Raw genomic sequence first — 13,991 nt, forward strand, 5'->3', positions numbered from 1 at the left:
ATAAATTACTGTAATCCATAACTATTTTTTAGTTCATACTGTAGTATAATAATAAAGGTTTACATTTAAGTTAATTTAAACTGTTAAAGGTAAAAAAATATTATATGGTAAAAAAGCAAGACAAAATTCCGGTAAACTTATCTAATATCGGTGAGGTAGCAAAATTTGTAGATGTACCACAGTCAGTATTAAGATTTTGGGAAAAAAAATTTTCTGTTATTAAAGTACATAAAATTAAAGGTCGCAGGTATTATGATAGTAAAGCTATTTTTATTATTCAAAATATTAAAGGGTTGTTATATGAGAAAGGATACACCATTAAGGGTGCTCAAAGTTTTTTGTTTAATATGGTAGATATAAATTCAGAAATAGAAAAAGATAAAATCGAGGTAAGGGTATGTAATAATAAGGAGAAATTGTCCGAAATATTAATAAAATTAAAAAATATTAAGGCAAAATTAGAGTTTGTTAGAGACAATGAAACACTGGATATGAGAATAGAATAATTATCTTATAAGAATTTATAATAAAAAATTCAATATATATTGTCATATTAAGATTATTACTATAAATAATAATAAAATCCATTTATATAAGGCAATTAATATATTAAATATTTTTGTGTAAATATGAATTTTTCATCATTAATTAGATAAGTAGTTTATAGCATTGATCAAGCTTATTAAAGAAAAAATTATTAAAGTTATTTTATTTGTAGCAACGCTCTTATCAGTAATTGTTACAATTGCTGTTATTGGTGCAGTATTTATGGAATCTGTACAGTTTTTTACATATGTTTCTCCTCTAAAGTTTTTATTTGGCACATATTGGAATCCTCAGCTAGAGTCAGATGATAGTTTTGGTATAATTCCTTTATTATTAGGTACATTATTAATAACAGTAATTGCTATTTTAGTTGCAGTGCCGATAGGATTATTATCTGCAATATATTTATCAGAATATGCAAACTCTTCGGTAAGAAATATAGTGAAGCCCGTATTAGAAATACTTGCTGGCATACCAACAGTGGTGTATGGTTATTTTGCTGCTTTAATTGTATCTCCATTCATACGTAATATGGCATCTTTACTTGGTGCTAGAACTATTTCATCAGAAAGTGCGCTTGCTGCAGGCTTAGTTATGGGTATAATGATCATACCTTTTATGTTATCGATTTCTGAAGATATTATTAGTAAAGTTCCCCGTAGTTTGCGAGATGCTTCTTTAGCTCTTGGTGCCACTAAATCAGAAACTATATTAAGAGTTGTTATTCCAGCTGCATTACCCGGGGTAATGAGTGCTATTTTATTATCAATGTCAAGAGCAGTAGGAGAAACAATGATTGTGACTATGGCTTCTGGTTTGAATGCAAATTTAACTTTTAATCCTCTTGCTTCAGTCACTACGGTTACTGCTCAAATAGTAGCGTTACTCGTTGGTGATCAGGAATTTAATAGTCCCAGAACTCTTTCAGCATTTGCACTCGCATTAGCATTGATTGTTATCACGTTATTTATTAATATGCTTGCTTTATTTATTGTAAAAAAATATCAAGAAAGATATGAATAATAGTTCTAGTATAGTAAAAGAAAGGCTAAAAAGGCGCTACTTATATGAGCAGCTTTTTAAATTTGCTGGTTTGTTTGCAGTGTTAATTGCCTGTATCTTTTTGTTTGTTTTTATTGGTTCTATAATAGTTAATGGTTATAAAGCCTTTACTATCAAAGAAATAAAAACTAAGCTATATTTAAATACAGATTTAGTGCTAGCGAAGGATTATCAAGCTATCATAAATAACTCTATCCATATTATGTTTCCTGAGTTAAATCAATCAGAAATTTCTAAGGTCTCATTATTAATTAGTGATGGAGCGCAATATGAATTAAAACATTATATTCAAAAAAATATTATATCTAAAGATAATATTGTGAATAAGCTTGATATAGAATATTCCAAAGCTATATCTTATAAATTACCAATGTCACAATTAGCTATAGAATGCTTACAAGAAGAATCATCAAAATGTAGTAAGATACAGTATAAAATTTTAAAAAAATTGTCTGATCAAAAATTAATAAAAAATGTCTTTAATACTAGATTTTTTGTAAAAGGAGATTCACGTGATCCTGAAATGGCGGGGATGGCAGGTAGTATAATGGGTTCTATACTGGTAATATTAATTTGTATGGGAATTGCCTTACCTATTTCTATATGCAGTGCTGTTTATTTAGAAGAATTAGCTCCTAAAAATAAAATAAATTATTTTATTGAAATCAGTATTAATAATTTAGCAGCAGTACCTTCAATTGTATTTGGCATGCTAGGTTTAGCAATTTTTCTGGGCATATTAAATATGCCAAGATCCTCATCATTTGTAGGAGGGATTACCTTATCTATGATGGCATTACCTATACTTATAGTTGTAACACGTCAGGCTATTAAAACTGTGCCTAGCTCTATTAAACAAGGTGCTATGGCGCTTGGTGCTTCACAAATACAAATATTATTACATCATACATTGCCACTTGCTATGCCAGGTATTATGACAGGTACAATTTTAACTATTTGTAGAGTTATTGGTGAAACTGCTCCAATGATTATGATAGGGATGGTAGCTTTTATGGTAGATATACCTACTGGTGTGTTTGATCCAGCTACTGTGATGCCTGTGCAAATATATTTATGGGCTAATAGTCCTGAAGTAGCGTTTAAAACCAAAACTGCTGGTGCGATATTGGTATTACTTGCTATATTGATTTTTATGAATATACTATCTGTCTTTTTAAGAAAAAAATATGAAGTTAAATGGTAAATAATTTATGTACAAAAACTATTGGAAGGCGTTGTCTTCTGGAGATATAGTTGATATTATAGCTCCTGCTAAAGGTACTTATAGTGATATATTAAAGGCGGTAGAATTTTTAAAAGCTCTGGGCTTGACTCCTAGGGTGGATAGCAATTTAGTGAAATCTTCGGAAGAACTAGTACAGCTTGGTTACGATCCATTTTGTTCTAATACAGATGAAGAGAGGTTTAAGTATGTAAAAAATGCGTTACTTGCAACAGATTCCAAAGCTGTATGGGCTGTGCGCGGGGGGTATGGTTGTTCTAGAATAGTAGAAACTCTGAATCAGCTAGATAAGCCTATGCATTCTAAATTATTAATAGGATTTAGTGATATTACAGTTTTACATCTTTTTGTCCAACAAAAATGGCAATGGCCTTCTTTACATGCAGATTGTTTGGTTCAATTAGCTGATAAAGATATTAAGGATCAAGCTGTAACAGAAATTCGAGATATATTATTTGCTAATAAAAATGAAGTAAGTTTTATTGATTTCAATCTTTTAAATGAAAATAGCAAGAAACAACAAACTATAGAAGCTACCATTACAGGTGGTAATTTGTGTTTAATTGAAACAAGTATAGGTACTTCATGGCAAATAGATACCGTAAATAAAATATTATTACTTGAAGATATAGGAGAACGTGGATACAGTATAGATCGTAGTCTTGAACATTTAAAACAAGCTAAATTATTAGAAGGGGTTAAAGCAGTAATCTTAGGTAGTTTTACAGAATCGCTTGAAAAGGATGGAACAAATTTGGCACCTTATGCGCTTCAAAGATTTGCAAATAATATTAATGTACCAGTGATTCAAATTAATGAAATTGGACATGTGAATGAAAATAGACCAATACCGTTTGGAACTTCCTGTGTATTGAGGTTAGGGAATAATAATTCCTTGATATGTAATACAGATGTTGAAAAAGATTCAAGTTGTTTCTTAATGGGCAAAGAATCATTGGTGTGTAAAGTTAATAATGAATAAAGGAAAATATATAAGAATAGAATGTTTAATTTAACGAAAAAAATGCCAAAATTATTTTCTAGCGGTTTAAATTTATTTTACGGTAATAAGCAGGTTTTATTTGATATTAACGTTAATGTAAATACTAATCAGGTTACAGCTTTAATAGGAGCTTCTGGTTGTGGTAAATCTTCATTTCTTAGATGTATTAACCGCATGAATGATACAATTGATCATTGTACGGTTTATGGCAAATTATTCTTAGATGATAAAAATATTTATGATAAAGATGTAGATGTTGTAAGGCTTAGGACAAAAGTTGGTATGGTATTTCAAAAACCTAATCCTTTTCCTAAATCAATTTATGATAATATAGCTTATGCTCCTTTAATACATGGTATTATTAAAGATAAGAAGCATTTGGATGAGATAGTTGAAAATAGTTTAAAGCGTGCTGGATTATTTAATGAGGTTAAAGATAGCTTACATCTTCCTGGAACTGCTTTATCTGGAGGGCAACAACAGAGATTATGTATAGCACGAGCTATCGCTATTAATCCTGAAGTGATTTTAATGGATGAACCATGTTCAGCGTTAGATCCCATTGCTACAGCTAAAATAGAGGAACTTATAGACGAGCTAAAGGAAAATTTTACTATTATTATTGTGACTCATTCTATGCAACAAGCGGCTAGGATATCACAAATCACTTATTTTTTTCATTTAGGTCACGTTATTGAGTATGGTGATACAAAAGATATTTTTACTAACCCGAAAGCAGTGTTGACACAAGACTATATAACAGGTAGATTTGGCTAAATATTAAAAAATTGTATTAATTATTAAAATTAAATAGTTGAAAAAAAAATGTAATAAGTGTATATAAATTTAGTGTATTAACTGACAATAATTATGAACAGAATGGTATAACAGATGAATCAAGAAGAAAGAGCTCCTTTTATTTTAGTAGTAGACGATGAAGAAGAAATACGTACGATGTTACATTATACACTTACAAAACAAGGGTTTGAGGTAATTACTGCACAAAACGGAGATGAAGCGTTATCTATAGTCAAGAAAAGTGAAAAGCAACCGGATTTAATAATATTAGATTGGATGTTACCAGGATTATCAGGTATAGATGTATGTACTATTTTGCGTACTAAACCTAACACTAAAAATATTCCAATAATAATGTTAACTGCTAAAGGTGAGGAGTTTGACAAAATTAAGGGATGGGAAAGTGGTATAGATGATTATATAGTAAAACCTTTTTCACCTAGTGATTTAGTTGGACGTGTGAGAGCTAGATTGCGTGGTAGAAATAGAGCTGCCTTTGTACAGCAGGTTTTACAATATAAAGATTTAAAGTTAGATACTGCTTCGCGTAGAGTAACAAAAGGTAATAATACTTTTAGGTTAGGTCCTACAGAGTCGAAAGTATTAGAATGTTTAATGAAAGCGCCTACTAGAGTATTAACTCGTAAAGATATTATGTATGATGTATGGGGTGGTGATGAACAAGTGGCTCCTAGAACTATAGATGTATATATTAATAGATTAAGGGCTGCTTTAAATAGTAACGAGAAAGAAGACTGCATCCAAACTATACGTGCTGCTGGGTATTGTGTAGGTGGTCCAGGTACTGGGAATGGTGGTAAAGGCGAATAGGATAGTAATTTACTCTTATATTCTTATATGTAGTTAAATTATATAATATTTCTAACCTTAATTAGTTAATTAAGGTTAGAAATATTAGCTTTTATGTATTTTAAACAGTAGTAGATATTTTATTTGTTTTAAACAATTCTAATAGTTCTCCTGTTTCATATAATTCCTTTACAATATCGCACCCGCCTATAAATTCACCTTTAATATATAATTGAGGAATAGTAGGCCATTTACTGAATTGCTTTATACCTTCACGTATTTCATTATCGGCTAAAACATTAATATCTTTAAACTCTATACCTAATTTTTTTAATATATGCACTACTGTTACAGAGAAACCGCACATAGGAGTATCGCTTGTACCCTTCATATATAATACTACGTCATTATTTTTTATGTCATTATCAATAATTTCAAAAATTGTTTTATTCATATATTTCCCTTTAATGAATTTATTCTGCAGGTGGAACAGAGGTTTTAATTTGTAAAGCATGTAAGGTTGTACCTAAGCATGTCTCTAAAGCTTCTGTAACCATTCTATGTTGATCTATTAAACGTTTTCCTCTGAATTGTTCTGAGCTTATTTCAAGATAATAATGGTCATTATCTCCTACTAGATCTTTTATCATAAATCTTGCGTCAGGGAAAGCATCTTTAATAATTTTTTCTAAATTTTGTAATTCTATAGCCATGTAATTTCTCCTGTAAATTTATAAAAAGAACATAAAATGTAAGCAAGTATTAGTCAATGATGTAAAATGATAATATAAATTTCTTAACTATAAGATTGTTAACAAAGTCTTTATTAGCAATATTTGGGTCTAATTAGCTGCAAAAATTCACTAATATAATCCAGCTTGTTATACTATATATTATTTATGGTAACAATATAAGAATTATATATTAGAAGTCACATAAAGATTAAAAAATTTAATTATTTTTTTGATTATTTTCTTTTTCTACTCGTAATGTCATTTTGTTCATTATAGAATCACTATTTAATATATACTTATTTTTACAATATTAGGGCAGTTATGAACAAAAGAATATTCTTTTTGTATATGCTATATGTGGGTATTTGTTATCCTTTCTTATATGCACAAGCTAATAGTGAATACACAAGCAATAATAATGCCTCTGGGGTTTCGCCTAGAAAAATTGAACCTATAGGTGGACAAAGAGATGATCATGGTTGCCTTGGGCCAGCAGGATATTTATGGGATAAGCGGATAGGAGGTTGTACACGCTCATGGGAAATAAAAACTAACAATCAAATAAAAGCTGCACGAATAGCAGCTAAATATTTAGGGAATGTTAATGAGTTGACTATAATTAATGTCAAACATAATGATTGTGATGGTTGTTTTGTTGTGGAGTTATCGCTAAATGATAAAAATATAACTATTACGATGGTAAGGTGGAAAATAACCTCAATCATTAAATATTTATAATAACTAAAATATTAATAAATTATGTTTTGTTTTCTATATATTGATCTTTTTGTATATAGGAAATTAAGTTGTATTTGGGACGAGGAGCGATAAGCGAAGCCTAGAATTAGTAGGAGAACTTTTGAGTGAACCGTGTCCGCAAGTTCAAATCAATTTACTATATAATAAAATAAATAAATTCTGGCTATTATCAAGGAAGATTTGCGTTTATAAAATCAAACTTATGTTGCGAGTAAGGTATTTATAATGTATAACGCGGAGACAGTGAATTATGGGGTTTAAATTATTTATACCATCTTGCTCATTATAGTAGTTTAATGGTATGTTATAGCCAAGGAAATTTAATATTACTTTGTAGCTCGTTGCTCATGTACTAATTTGTGCTATTCGTGCCTTGCTTTTAGTACTATTTTAATTGTCTTGACTATAGATTGAACAATAATATAGCATTTAATTTCTAACAAGAAATTTTAGAGAACTTAATTAGGATATGTGTATGCAATTAAGAAAAAGTTATCATATAATTTTATTATTATTTTTACTAGGGTGTAATAGCTCAAAATCTATAGAGAAAGTAACAGGTGAAGCCCAGCAAACGCCAGAAGAGTTATATACGCAAGCTGTGCAAGCTATGAACAAAAAGTCTTATGGTAAGGCTATAAAGTTATTTGGTCAAATATCACAAGATTACCCTTATTCTAAAGTTGCAATAAAATCACAACTTATAGAAGCTTATGGTTATTACTTAAAGCGTGACTATAGTATGGCGATAGTAACATTAGATAATTTTATATCTTTCCATCCAGCTCATCCTAATATAGATTATGCATATTATCTCAAAATGTTATGTTATTATGAGCAAATTACAGATGTTTATAAAGATCAAAAGGTTACTGAACAAGCTTATAGTGCCCTTACAGAAATAATTAAAAGATTCCCTAGTACTAAATATGCCCAAGATGCTACTATAAAAATGGATTTAGTGAATGATCACCTAGCGGGTAAAGAAATGACTATAGGGCGTTTTTATTTACATAGAGGGGATTTTATAGCTGCAATGAATAGGTTTAGAACAGTTATAAAAAATTATCAGTCCACCATTCATGTTCAAGAAGCATTATATAGGCTTGTCGAAATAGATCTTTCTCTAGGTTTGATTAAAGAGGCGCAATTGAATGCTTCTGTACTGGGACATAACTATCCTGAGAGTAAATGGTATAAATATAGTTATAATTTATTAAAAAATCATAATATTAAAAATAATGCTAATTAGTCTTTATATAAAAGATTTTTTACTTATAGAACAAGCAGAAATAGATTTTAATTCTAACCTATGTGTTATTACTGGGGAAACAGGGGCAGGTAAATCTATATTGCTTGATGCTTTATTATTTTCTTTGGGGTATAAAGCTAGTAATAAATATATACGTACCAATAAATCTCAAGCAACTGTTGTTTCTACATTTAATGTAGATTTTAATAAAGGTGTGCAAGCATTCTTAGAAGAGCATAATATAGAATCAGAGGGAGAATTAGTATTACGCAGAACTATTAGTTTAGATGGGAAAAGCAAAATATTTGTCAATGATACCTTAGTGAAAAATACTTTAGTTAAGCAATTAGCTGAAATGATAGTTGAAATTCATGGCCAAAATGAACAAAGTAATTTATTAAGCCCAGACAGTCATCTAGCTATATTAGATGCTTTTGGTAATTTAAAAGGCTATGTAGAAGCTGTTAAAAAAGTTTATCAAGAATTACATAATAAACAAACACATTTATATCATATAAAAGATTTACAACGAAACCATTTTCAAGAAAAAGAATATTTATGCTTCTCTATAGAAGAAATAAAAAAATTAGCGCCTAAAGTAGGTGAAGAAAGTGATCTTTTAGAAAGACGGTCTTCACTTCTCAACATAGAAAAAACATCTGAAACTATTAACAAATCTCTAGCTGAACTTACTTTACATTGTAACGTTTTAAAAGCTATTAACAATACTACGAAATTACTTAATCGTAATACAGTTTTACAAACTGAATGTTTTTCTATTATCGCTTCTTTAGAAGAAAATTATATAGAATTATCTGAAGTAATTGCTCAATTAGAGCATAAACAAAGCCAAATGAATAGTTTTGAGAATAACCTAGAAGATATAGAGCAAAGATTATTTGATTTAAGAGCCATAGCGCGCAAATATAATTGTTCTTCAAATAATTTACCAGAATATTTAGAACAATTAGAGCAAAAATTTGCTGGACTTAATATTAAGCAGGATGAAATAGATCAGTTAGAGGAAGAATTAGAGCAATTTAAGAAAATGTATATTGAGGCTGCAGGTGTTTTGAGTAAAGAAAGAGCGAAAGCTGCGGAACAACTTGAATTATCCATAATGCAAGAATTATCTTCTTTATATATGGAGAAAGCTATATTTTCTGTAATAATAACCCAAAAATCTGAAACAAATTGGGATATAACTGGTATAGATAACGTATATTTCTCTGCAGCTACTAATCCAGGTCTTCCGACTAGCCCTTTAAATAAGATAGCTTCTGGAGGAGAATTATCTAGATTTATGCTTGCTATCAAAATAGCTTTATTAAAAATACATTCATCTTCCATTATGATTTTTGATGAAATAGATACAGGTGTAGGTGGAGCAGTAGCTGATGCTATAGGTAATAAACTCCTCTTGTTAAGTCATAACACTCAGGTAATAGTCATAACTCATCAGCCGCAAATTGCTTCAAAAGGTAAGTTGCATTTGCATGTAATAAAAGAGCATACTCCTATTTCTACTGTAACCAATATTAAAGAAATTTCTGGTAGTGAACGTACAGAAGAAATTGCACGTATGCTTTCTGGACAACATATTACTAAAGAAGCTAAAGCGGCTGCAGATAAGCTGTTAGATGTATAGATGTTATATAGTTACAGCAATTTAAAGATTAACTTTGCTATAGTAAATTGATTTGAACTTGCGGATGCAGTTAGCTCAAAGCTCTCATACTATTTATAGTAAAGTGATTGGAATCTGGGACGTGGTTAACTCAAAGTTTTTCTACTATTTGTAGGTTTCGCTCTATCTGACCAGTCCCAAATATACCTTAGTTTACTATAGCAAAAAATATTTATTAATTGCTTCGCTAATCTATTAAGGAAATTGCAAAACTATATATTCTAATAAGAGTATTATTTTGCGCTCTTCTTTTTCTTTGGTTCAATATACTCTATAATAGGATTAATAGTATTTTCTACAACACCTTGATTAATAGTAACGCTTTCTATGTCTTTAGCACCCGGCAAATTATACATAGAATCTAATAAAATACTTTCCATAATTGCACGTAAACCTCTAGCACCTGTTTTTCTTTTAATAGCCTTTTTTGCAATAGCTTCTAGTGCATCCTCAGAAAAGTTTAATTTAACGTTTTCCATAGCAAAGAGTTGTTGATATTGTTTGACTAAAGCATTTTTAGGATTAATTAAAATTTCAATTAGTGCTTTTTCATCTAGATCTTCCAACGTTGCTACTACTGGCATTCTACCTACAAATTCTGGAATTAAACCAAATTTTACTAAATCTTCTGGCTCAATTTTGCTTAAAACTTCACCAACTTTTTTTTCCTCTTTTGAACGTACATCAGCACCAAAACCTATAGAATTACCTTGTAATCTACCAGCAATAATTTTTTCTAAACCATTAAATGCTCCACCACAAATAAATAATATATTTGTAGTATCTACTTGGAGAAAATCTTGTTGGGGATGTTTGCGCCCTCCTTGAGGAGGTACAGAGGCAATAGTGCCTTCAATAATTTTAAGCAAAGCTTGTTGTACACCTTCACCAGAAACATCTCTAGTAATTGAGGGATTATCTGATTTTTTAGAAATTTTATCAATTTCGTCTATATATACTATACCTTTTTGAGCTCTTTCCACATTATAGTCAGCAGCTTGTAGTAATCTTAGGATAATATTTTCTACATCTTCACCTACATAGCCGGCCTCTGTTAAGGTTGTAGCATCGGTCATGGTAAAAGGCACATTTAAAATACGAGCTAAAGTTTGAGCTAATAAAGTTTTACCACATCCAGTAGGTCCGACCAATAATATATTAGATTTTGAAATATCTATATCTGAGTCTTTTTCCATATGCGCAATACGTTTGTAATGGTTATGTACTGCTACGGATAATATACGTTTTGCTCGGCTTTGTCCTATAACATAATCATCTAGTACAGCACATATTTCCTTAGGAGTAGGAATATGCTCTGATTTACTACCTAATAACGATTTGCTCTCTTCTTTAACAATATCTAAACATAAAGCAATACACTCATCACAGATAAATACTGTAGGACCAGCAATTAATTTACGTACTTCATGTTGACTCTTGCCACAAAACGAACAATATAACACACTTCTTGAATCTTGATCTGAACTGGACATTAACTTTTACTCATTATAAATAATTACTATTTCTTTTCTTTTGTATCAACATTTGGACGTTTATCCATTATTGCATCTATTAGACCAAAATCTTTAGCCATTTCTGGTGACATAAAATTATCGCGTTCCATACTTTTTTCTATAACAGATAATTTTTGGCCTGTATGTTTTGCATAAATTTGATTTAATCTGGCTTTAATGTTCATGGTTTCTTTAGCATGTATCTCAATATCTGTAGCTTGTCCTCTAAAACCTCCAGATGGTTGATGGATCATAATACGTGCATTAGGCAAACAATAACGCATACCTGGAGAACCGGCAGTCAGTAATAAAGATCCAGCAGATGCAGCTTGACCAAAACATAAAGTAGCTATCTTAGGCTTTATATATTGCATAGTATCATAAATTGCTAATCCAGAAGTAACTACACCTCCAGGTGAATTAATATACATAAATATATCTTTTTCTGGATTTTCTGCCTCTAAAAATAAAAGTTGTGCTACAATTAAACTTGCAGGTTCATCTGCTATTGGGCCATTTACAAAAATGATCCTTTCCTTTAATAGCCTTGAAAAAATATCATAAGAACGCTCACCGCGGCTTGTTTGCTCTACAACTATTGGCACTAAATTCATCATATATTCTTGTCCAGAAAACATTTTCTTTTTCCTTTTTTATCAAATACTCATTATTATCAATTTTATATATCTTAAAGGGTAGATAATAGATAGTAAATTGCCTTTTTTAAGTTTTATTTATAATCATTACTCACTGTTGCTTTTTAGCAACATATATTATGTATCATTTAATTTATTAACTTATATATCCAAGGTTTTATAATTATAGAGTTTTCAAATAAATTTAATGATTCTAGCAAGTTTTTAGGTAACTGTTTTAATTGATATTGATTATCTGAAGCGTTACCATAAATGCGCTTGGGAGCCAAGATTTTATTTTTTATACCATAAAAAACTGAAATTAAAATGGCTGTTAATGCTAAATAAGGATCACTTGCTGATGAAGAAACTCTGTGCTCTATTCTTCTTTTACCTGGAGGACTAGATGGAATTCGTAGCGCTGTGGTTCTATTATTTCCACCCCAGCTAACTGTTGTAGGAGCTTCATGATTTCGAGTAAAACGTTTATAGCAATTTTCGGTAGGGGCAAAAAAAATCATAGACTCTAACATTAAAGCACACATTCCTCCTATTGCATTTAGCATAGTATCTGATTCCACCTCATGATCTTTTTCTAATAAATTTTTTTCCTCTTTCCACAAGCTCAAATGTATATGTAAAGAGCTACCAATTTGGTCTGGATAAGGTTTTGCTAAAAATATTATATCGATATTGTGAATAGCTAATAGTTCTAACATTGTACTTTTAATATAGGTTAATTTTTTTGCTAAAACACATGGGTCAGTCATAATTGGTAACTTTAGCTCGTATTGATTATTACCTTTTTCTTTTTCAAAGACTATATTTTCTTTATTTAAAAGTGGCTTTAAAAATATTGATAATTGATCAAGAGAGATATTTTCTGATAAATAAAACTCTAATTCTGTACCCAGCTGTAAGCTTATCTGAAGGTTATGCAAAAAATTTTGATGTAAAGTATCTAATATTACCTTTTTAGTTTCTAAATCAGATAAAAGTTCTAATATCATTAATATTTGGTCTCTTTATAATATTCTTTTACTATCTAACCAATTTTTTATTATACTTATTTGTTCACTACTCATTAAAGCAGGAGCATGTCCTATGTCTTGAAATTCTACTAATAATGCAGAATCTTTATTTTTGACCATATATTCTGCCGTTTTTTGCTCCAATACATCTGATAATGTGCCTCGTAAAACGAGTATATTAGCACACACTTTATCCCATAGATTCCATAAATCTATATCTTTTAGTGCATCTGCCTGCGAAAAAACCTTAGAGATAGCAGGATCATATGCAAGTATTATATTTCCATTACTATCTTCCAAAATACTATGCATAGTAATATATTTCCAGTCTTCATCTTTTTTAATGCCAAAAGGAGAAAGGATATCTCGTATATATCTTTCAGCTTGCGCTAAACTAGAAAATTTAGGATTAATACTAATATATTTTGCTATTCTCTGTAAAGATTTTTCAGGAATAAAAGGGCCAATATCGTTAAGTACCATGTTTTTGATCACCTTTTTGTCATCGCTTGCGCTTAAAATGATCCCTATCAATCCTCCCATAGATGTACCAATCCAATTTATTTCAGGAATATTAAGATATTGAAGAAATTGTTTCATATCTGAAACGTAAGTATCATAATTATATAAGTTATGATCTTCTAGCCAATCACTTTTACCACGTCCTATGATATCTGGACAAATAACACGATAGGTTTTTGAGAGTTCTTGGGCTAAATAATCAAAGTCTCTAGAATTGCGTGTTAAGCCGTGTACACAAATTACTACTTCTTTGTTTTCGCTACCCCATTCCATATATGCCATTTTGTGTCTAGCGTCTTTGCCTTGTACATAAAATTCCTTTGCCCTAACCTTATTATACATTATCAATTATCTCCCTAAATATTATTTACTTAATAAATTAAATAAATTTTAAC

At 30.1% G+C, this 13,991-nt stretch carries 15 protein-coding genes; 9 read left to right on the top strand and 6 right to left on the bottom strand.

Translation table 11 applies throughout. The annotated features are described in order from the left end of the window. Nucleotides 1-104 precede the first annotated feature (104 nt). The 6 genes from NOVO_06945 (at nucleotide 105) to phoB (ending at nucleotide 5,483) form a co-directional block, all read left to right on the top strand. Nucleotides 105-506 (top strand): MerR family transcriptional regulator, encoded by a 402-nt coding sequence (locus NOVO_06945; GenBank protein ID AIL65736.1) that lies wholly within the window; start codon nucleotides 105-107, stop codon nucleotides 504-506. Between the two features lie 163 nt (nucleotides 507-669). Next, nucleotides 670-1,569 (top strand): Phosphate transport system permease protein pstC, encoded by a 900-nt coding sequence (pstC, locus tag NOVO_06950; protein AIL65737.1) that lies wholly within the window; start codon nucleotides 670-672, stop codon nucleotides 1,567-1,569. Then, entirely contained in the window at nucleotides 1,562-2,812 is a 1,251-nt protein-coding gene (gene pstA, locus NOVO_06955) for a Phosphate transport system permease protein pstA (GenBank protein ID AIL65738.1), read from the top strand. Before pstC ends, pstA begins: the two co-directional genes overlap by 8 nt. Nucleotides 2,813-2,819: 7 nt before the next feature. Beyond that, nucleotides 2,820-3,833: a Murein tetrapeptide carboxypeptidase gene (locus tag NOVO_06960; protein ID AIL65739.1), complete on the top strand. Its 1,014-nt coding sequence runs from the start codon at nucleotides 2,820-2,822 to the stop codon at nucleotides 3,831-3,833. A 21-nt stretch (nucleotides 3,834-3,854) separates the two neighbouring features. After that, complete coding sequence (gene pstB / locus NOVO_06965; protein AIL65740.1) at nucleotides 3,855-4,631, top strand: Phosphate import ATP-binding protein PstB; 777 nt, start codon at nucleotides 3,855-3,857, stop codon at nucleotides 4,629-4,631. 114 nt (nucleotides 4,632-4,745) lie between these two features. Continuing rightward, a complete protein-coding gene (gene phoB / locus NOVO_06970; GenBank protein AIL65741.1) occupies nucleotides 4,746-5,483 on the top strand; it encodes a Phosphate regulon transcriptional regulatory protein phoB in 738 nt (245 codons plus the stop codon). A 100-nt stretch (nucleotides 5,484-5,583) separates the two neighbouring features. Here phoB and grxD read toward each other — a convergent pair whose 3' ends face one another. Both grxD and NOVO_06980 read right to left on the bottom strand, forming a co-directional pair. Further along, nucleotides 5,584-5,916 carry a Monothiol glutaredoxin gene (gene grxD, locus NOVO_06975; protein AIL65742.1) on the bottom strand — a complete coding sequence of 111 codons (333 nt, stop codon included), beginning with the start codon at nucleotides 5,914-5,916 and terminating at the stop codon, nucleotides 5,584-5,586. A 19-nt stretch (nucleotides 5,917-5,935) separates the two neighbouring features. Then, nucleotides 5,936-6,175, bottom strand: a complete 240-nt coding sequence (locus NOVO_06980; protein AIL65743.1) for a Transcriptional regulator BolA — start codon at nucleotides 6,173-6,175, stop codon at nucleotides 5,936-5,938. A gap of 342 nt (nucleotides 6,176-6,517) precedes the next feature. Here NOVO_06980 and NOVO_06985 point away from each other — a divergent pair, with 342 nt between their 5' ends. The 3 genes from NOVO_06985 (at nucleotide 6,518) to recN (ending at nucleotide 9,855) form a co-directional block, all read left to right on the top strand. Further along, entirely contained in the window at nucleotides 6,518-6,934 is a 417-nt protein-coding gene (locus NOVO_06985; GenBank protein AIL65744.1) for a hypothetical protein, read from the top strand. 496 nt (nucleotides 6,935-7,430) lie between these two features. Next, nucleotides 7,431-8,207, top strand: a complete 777-nt coding sequence (locus NOVO_06990; GenBank protein ID AIL65745.1) for an Outer membrane assembly lipoprotein YfiO — start codon at nucleotides 7,431-7,433, stop codon at nucleotides 8,205-8,207. Further along, complete coding sequence (gene recN, locus NOVO_06995) at nucleotides 8,197-9,855, top strand: Recombination protein N (protein AIL65746.1); 1,659 nt, start codon at nucleotides 8,197-8,199, stop codon at nucleotides 9,853-9,855. The genes NOVO_06990 and recN overlap by 11 nt, the downstream gene beginning before the upstream one ends. Before the next feature lie 272 nt (nucleotides 9,856-10,127). Here the strand turns inward: recN and clpX are convergent, their stop codons facing one another. From clpX to NOVO_07015, 4 genes are all read right to left on the bottom strand, one after another. Continuing rightward, nucleotides 10,128-11,387 (bottom strand): ATP-dependent Clp protease ATP-binding subunit ClpX, encoded by a 1,260-nt coding sequence (gene clpX / locus NOVO_07000; GenBank protein ID AIL65747.1) that lies wholly within the window; start codon nucleotides 11,385-11,387, stop codon nucleotides 10,128-10,130. Between the two features lie 26 nt (nucleotides 11,388-11,413). Beyond that, on the bottom strand, nucleotides 11,414-12,046 hold the full coding sequence (gene clpP, locus NOVO_07005; protein AIL65748.1) for an ATP-dependent Clp protease proteolytic subunit: 633 nt from the start codon (nucleotides 12,044-12,046) through the stop codon (nucleotides 11,414-11,416). Nucleotides 12,047-12,192: 146 nt separating this feature from the next. Beyond that, nucleotides 12,193-13,053, bottom strand: coding sequence for a Gamma-glutamylputrescine synthetase PuuA (puuA, locus tag NOVO_07010; protein AIL65749.1), 861 nt, complete (start codon nucleotides 13,051-13,053; stop codon nucleotides 12,193-12,195). A 15-nt stretch (nucleotides 13,054-13,068) separates the two neighbouring features. Continuing rightward, nucleotides 13,069-13,938, bottom strand: a complete 870-nt coding sequence (locus NOVO_07015) for an Alpha/beta hydrolase (GenBank protein ID AIL65750.1) — start codon at nucleotides 13,936-13,938, stop codon at nucleotides 13,069-13,071. Nucleotides 13,939-13,991 lie beyond the last annotated feature (53 nt).

This window comes from Rickettsiales bacterium Ac37b, assembly GCA_000746585.2.
Lineage (GTDB): Bacteria > Pseudomonadota > Alphaproteobacteria > Rickettsiales > Arcanibacteraceae > Ac37b.

Coding starts and splice junctions, on each gene's coding strand:
- NOVO_06945 (AIL65736.1), top strand. CDS start 105: ATGGTAAAAAAGCAAGACAAAATTCCGGTAAACTTATCTAATATCGGT.
- pstA (AIL65738.1), top strand. CDS start 1,562: ATGAATAATAGTTCTAGTATAGTAAAAGAAAGGCTAAAAAGGCGCTAC.
- NOVO_06960 (AIL65739.1), top strand. CDS start 2,820: ATGTACAAAAACTATTGGAAGGCGTTGTCTTCTGGAGATATAGTTGAT.
- pstB (AIL65740.1), top strand. CDS start 3,855: ATGTTTAATTTAACGAAAAAAATGCCAAAATTATTTTCTAGCGGTTTA.
- phoB (AIL65741.1), top strand. CDS start 4,746: ATGAATCAAGAAGAAAGAGCTCCTTTTATTTTAGTAGTAGACGATGAA.
- grxD (AIL65742.1), bottom strand. CDS start 5,916: ATGAATAAAACAATTTTTGAAATTATTGATAATGACATAAAAAATAAT.
- NOVO_06980 (AIL65743.1), bottom strand. CDS start 6,175: ATGGCTATAGAATTACAAAATTTAGAAAAAATTATTAAAGATGCTTTC.
- NOVO_06985 (AIL65744.1), top strand. CDS start 6,518: ATGAACAAAAGAATATTCTTTTTGTATATGCTATATGTGGGTATTTGT.
- NOVO_06990 (AIL65745.1), top strand. CDS start 7,431: ATGCAATTAAGAAAAAGTTATCATATAATTTTATTATTATTTTTACTA.
- recN (AIL65746.1), top strand. CDS start 8,197: ATGCTAATTAGTCTTTATATAAAAGATTTTTTACTTATAGAACAAGCA.
- clpX (AIL65747.1), bottom strand. CDS start 11,387: ATGTCCAGTTCAGATCAAGATTCAAGAAGTGTGTTATATTGTTCGTTT.
- clpP (AIL65748.1), bottom strand. CDS start 12,046: ATGTTTTCTGGACAAGAATATATGATGAATTTAGTGCCAATAGTTGTA.
- puuA (AIL65749.1), bottom strand. CDS start 13,053: ATGATATTAGAACTTTTATCTGATTTAGAAACTAAAAAGGTAATATTA.
- NOVO_07015 (AIL65750.1), bottom strand. CDS start 13,938: ATGTATAATAAGGTTAGGGCAAAGGAATTTTATGTACAAGGCAAAGAC.